This is a genomic window from Pseudomonas mandelii (genome assembly GCF_002251635.1).
Classification (GTDB): domain Bacteria; phylum Pseudomonadota; class Gammaproteobacteria; order Pseudomonadales; family Pseudomonadaceae; genus Aquipseudomonas; species Aquipseudomonas mandelii_B.
In genome coordinates this window covers 1-3,815 of record NZ_NMOJ01000007.1, presented here as the reverse complement: position 1 = coordinate 3,815, position 3,815 = coordinate 1, and the positions used below count along the sequence as shown (strand labels likewise).

Genomic DNA, 3,815 nt, shown 5'->3' with positions numbered 1-3,815 from the left:
ATTTTTAAAGATCAGTCGTCAGACCGGCGCCTTCCACCCCATCATCCGCTGCTGTGCCACCTGCAACAGATCAAAACCATCCTGAGTCAGCAGATAAAGCGCATGGGTAATGTGCGGAATATCCTGAACATCCCCGTGCTTGAAGCATTGGCAATGGAGGGTTTCAAGTAACTGGCTGGAGGCCCGGACCCGCTGTAAGGCGGCTTCGAGAATGTCTTGGGGATTGGCTTCTGTGTCGATCACCAAGGGACTTGAGTCGGTAACTCTGCTGTTGATTGAACGGTAGCGATCGGGAAACGGGTTTAGCGTATGCATAGTAATTACTCGGGTATTTATTAGTAATCGCCAGCACCGTGACCAAACGATGGGAGGCGGCTGTGTACAGGCTTGGTCAACCGACAACACCCAATCGGCTCGCCCGAAGGCGTCCCGCACACAGCCACCATTGCAACGCACTACGAGGACGTAGAAGTCCGCAGCGCGAATCAAGGCACATGTATGTGCGGTGTTATCAGGTGACCAAACCTGTCCGCTGATTTTGCAGCGAGCCCAAACAGTAATCGCTCCAACCCATCAGGCGAAAGTCGACAAGGCGTCTGACCTTGTAGGACCGAGCCGAAGACTTCGTAGACGCTTTCCGAGCGAATCATCCGACAGAAAAAACCTCGCGACAGGCGGCGTTCAGCCGGGTTAACCATCTGTTAACCGCGCGGTCCAAGACTTTACTGGACCGCACGCCCTCAGGTTCCTCTGACGCCCAGTGCGGCAGGTTCGACGCTTTATCCGTCGAGCTGACTCAACGTCTGCACTGGAGATCGCCACATGAACATCCGCACCCTGCTGATCACTTCCGCCCTCGCCTGCACCGCATTTACCGGTGTTGCGCAGGCCAACGACACCTCGTCTTCGCAAGCCGTGCCCTATCACTACGGCATGCCGCTGAATATCGGCAAAGTGGTCGCGCTGACCGAGCCGAACACGCTGGAATGCAAAGTGATCACTGCCGACATGAAGTACATCGATACGTCAGGCAAACCTGAAGAAATCAGCTACCGGAAGCTTTCTGACGCTTGCAGTAATCAGAACTGACCGAAAAGTCTGATTTAGCACTTTGCGGTATTCCTGTGAGGGTTCTGGCGCTATGCTTTGGCGCCTCCCTCACTGCCGCAAGGATCCGCCATGCAGTTATCGTTTCGCACCCTGTCGACCTTCACTTCCCTTCTGTGTTTTCTGCTGGCCCTGGTCTGGGGTTTGATGCCGGACTGGTTGCTGGCGATCTGGAGTATTGAATATTCGTCTGCGGCAGGGTTTGTCGCGCGACGCAGCGCAGTGCTGTTCGCGGCGCTGGGTGTGATGTTTTATCTAGTTCGAAACGAACCGCCGTCCGTTACCCGCAATGCGCTGAGCACCGGGTTTAGCGTCGGCTGTTTTGGTCTGGCAGTGTTGGGTTTCGGCGAATGGCTCAATGGCCATGCCGGGCCGGGCATTTTGCTGGCGGTGGTGGTCGAGTCGGCGCTGGGACTGGGGTTTGTCCAGACCCGGCGCGTGTCAGCAGAACTCGAAACTGCGGGTTAAAGCGCTTTCCTGTCGGGATGCAGTGTCTGACTCGCTTCCTGATGCTGCATCTCTGAGCGCAGGCCTGCAATCAGGTCGTTGATTTCACGGCACCCATTCAGGTGTTTGGCATTGATTCCGGTCACCATCAGATCAAGGTGATCGGTTTCACGATCGGAATACACCTTGACGGTCATGGACAGGTCTTGCGACAGCGTGCACTGACAGCGCTTGGGCAGAAAACTGCTTTCAACGATATTGCGTAACTCCAGGGCAGAAAGAAACATGGCGACCCTCTCCTAATTGTGAGACTGCCAAAAAATTCAACGTCGGTCCGTGCTGAAATCTCCCGCGTTTCTTCCTTATGCAGGGTTTCTACGCCTCAAGCACCAGACCGTCCTCGCGTTCTGAGCTGACTCGTTAATGTGCCGGTCAACTTAAGATCTGCTTGAGCATAAAACATGCCGCAAATTTCGCCGTGCAGTTCATCGGTAAATCAATGATTTAACGGACGTGCCTGAAAATGGCTTCATGCAATCTGCAAGAAAGGGCAGCTTCAGCCCTGCAATTTGCATACATTCCCGAGCAGGTTTGCATTGGTGGCGGTCGGCGGTAAGAATGCGCCTGTCAATCCAGTATCCGCTGACCCTATTCACACGCAAGGAGGCATCATGGGTTCTTTGACCTGTATCAATACCGTCGGGCTGATTGTTGCCAGCCTTTCGAGCGTGGCCTATGCGGCTAAGCTCGAAACCGTCGCGCCGTTCCCTAAACCGGAAAGCGGTTTTACCCGCCAGGTCATTCATGTAGCGCCGCAGCCACAGGAAGAAAACTTCCAGGTTGAGGTGCTGGCGGGCAAGACGCTGACGGTGGACTGCAATCGCCAACGCCTCGGCGGTATCCTTGAAGAAAAAAACCTCGAAGGTTGGGGCTACCCCTTTTACCGCCTGGAAAAAGTCATCGGCCCGGTGAGCACGATGATGGCCTGCCCCGACGAAAAGAGTAAAAAGGAGTTCGTACCGGTGGTCGGTGACGGCTTCATGCTTCGCTACAACAGCAAGTTGCCGATCGTGCTCTACGTGCCCAATGACGTCGAAGTCCGCTATCGGATCTGGTCGGCGTCGGACAAGGTCGAGATAGCTGTTCAGGAATAGCCACAACGCCCCTCCTCACGCTGAGGCGCCGCTCAATGCGGCGCGCTCGGCAACATGCCGCAAACTGTCGAAATTGATATTGGCGCCCGAGTCGATCGCGACCAGGGTTTGACCACGCGCACCGGTCTGAGCGACGTACTTCTTGATCCCGGCCACCGCCAAGGCACCGGAGGGCTCGGTGATCGAGCGGGTATCGTCGTAGATATTCTTGATCGCGGCGCACAGTTCGTCGTTACTGACGGTCAGCACTTCATCGACGCAAAGCCGGCAGACCTCAAATCCATAAGCGCCGATCTGCGCGACTGCCACGCCATCGGCAAAGGTGCCCACGGTGGGCAGGACGATCCGCTCGCCAGCCTGTAACGCGGCGTACAGACACGCGGAATGTTCGGACTCGACGCCGATGATGCGGACTTCCGGGCGCAGGTATTTGACATACGCCGCGATGCCGGCGATCAGACCTCCGCCGCCCACCGGGACGAAGATGGCGTCCAGTGGGCCTTGATGTTGACGAAGGATCTCCATGGCCACGGTGCCCTGCCCGGCGATTACGTCCGGGTCGTCGAATGGCGAGACGAAGGTGCGGCCGGTTTGCTCGGCCAGGCTCAGGGCGTAATCGAGGGCGAACGGGAAACTTTCCCCGTGCAGCACGGCGTCGGCACCGCGACTGCGTACCCCAAGCACTTTCAATTCTGGCGTCGTGCGGGGCATGACAATCGTCGCGGCGATCCCCAGTTCACGCGCCGCCAACGCCACGCCTTGGGCATGGTTGCCCGCTGAAGCGGTGATCACGCCGCGAGCCTTTTGCTCATCACTCAGTTGCACCAATTTGTTGTAAGCGCCACGGATCTTGAAGGAAAAGGTCGGTTGCAAGTCCTCACGCTTGAGCAGGATCTGATTACCCAAGGCCTCGGACAGCGCTGGTGCGGGTTGCAACGGTGTGCGCACAGCCAGTTCATACACAGGCGCGGCGAGGATCTTTTTCACGTAGTGCTCAAGCAAGGCCTGCTGGGCGGGGGTGCTGCTCATGGTCGTCTCCTGACATTGATCGGGGCCCAGGAGACAGAAAGTAAAAACCCGCCTCTAGGGCGGGTTTGGGTGCNGCAG

5 protein-coding genes and 1 pseudogene are annotated in these 3,815 nt (G+C 57.0%); 3 read left to right on the top strand and 3 right to left on the bottom strand.

What is annotated here, in order from left to right; translation table 11 throughout:
* Positions 1-18: 18 nt before the first annotated feature.
* Positions 19-315 (bottom strand): hypothetical protein, encoded by a 297-nt coding sequence (locus tag B7L09_RS01105; RefSeq protein WP_094467396.1) that lies wholly within the window; start codon positions 313-315, stop codon positions 19-21.
* A 507-nt stretch (positions 316-822) separates the two neighbouring features.
* Between B7L09_RS01105 and B7L09_RS01100 the strand changes: the two genes are divergently transcribed.
* Together B7L09_RS01100 and B7L09_RS01095 are read left to right on the top strand one after the other, a co-directional pair.
* Positions 823-1,089 (top strand): DUF2790 domain-containing protein, encoded by a 267-nt coding sequence (locus tag B7L09_RS01100; RefSeq protein WP_094467395.1) that lies wholly within the window; start codon positions 823-825, stop codon positions 1,087-1,089.
* 90 nt (positions 1,090-1,179) lie between these two features.
* The gene (locus B7L09_RS01095) at positions 1,180-1,575 is read left to right on the top strand and encodes a hypothetical protein (RefSeq protein ID WP_094467394.1); all 396 of its coding nucleotides are present in this window, start codon (positions 1,180-1,182) and stop codon (positions 1,573-1,575) included.
* Here the strand turns inward: B7L09_RS01095 and B7L09_RS01090 are convergent.
* A complete protein-coding gene (locus B7L09_RS01090; RefSeq protein WP_094467393.1) occupies positions 1,572-1,841 on the bottom strand; it encodes a DUF1652 domain-containing protein in 270 nt (89 codons plus the stop codon). The two genes, B7L09_RS01095 and B7L09_RS01090, sit on opposite strands and share 4 nt — an antisense overlap.
* Before the next feature lie 384 nt (positions 1,842-2,225).
* Here B7L09_RS01090 and eco point away from each other — a divergent pair, with 384 nt between their 5' ends.
* The gene (eco, locus tag B7L09_RS01085; protein ID WP_094467392.1) at positions 2,226-2,708 is read left to right on the top strand and encodes a serine protease inhibitor ecotin; all 483 of its coding nucleotides are present in this window, start codon (positions 2,226-2,228) and stop codon (positions 2,706-2,708) included.
* A 33-nt stretch (positions 2,709-2,741) separates the two neighbouring features.
* Here the strand turns inward: eco and ilvA are convergent.
* Positions 2,742-3,737, bottom strand: a pseudogene (gene ilvA, locus B7L09_RS01080) (threonine ammonia-lyase, biosynthetic); the annotation flags it as partial.
* Positions 3,738-3,815: the final 78 nt, after the last annotated feature.

Excerpts from the sequence above, each read along its gene's own strand:
- B7L09_RS01105 (WP_094467396.1), bottom strand. The coding sequence starts at position 315 with ATGCATACGCTAAACCCGTTTCCCGATCGCTACCGTTCAATCAACAGC.
- B7L09_RS01100 (WP_094467395.1), top strand. The coding sequence starts at position 823 with ATGAACATCCGCACCCTGCTGATCACTTCCGCCCTCGCCTGCACCGCA.
- B7L09_RS01095 (WP_094467394.1), top strand. The coding sequence starts at position 1,180 with ATGCAGTTATCGTTTCGCACCCTGTCGACCTTCACTTCCCTTCTGTGT.
- B7L09_RS01090 (WP_094467393.1), bottom strand. The coding sequence starts at position 1,841 with ATGTTTCTTTCTGCCCTGGAGTTACGCAATATCGTTGAAAGCAGTTTT.
- eco (WP_094467392.1), top strand. The coding sequence starts at position 2,226 with ATGGGTTCTTTGACCTGTATCAATACCGTCGGGCTGATTGTTGCCAGC.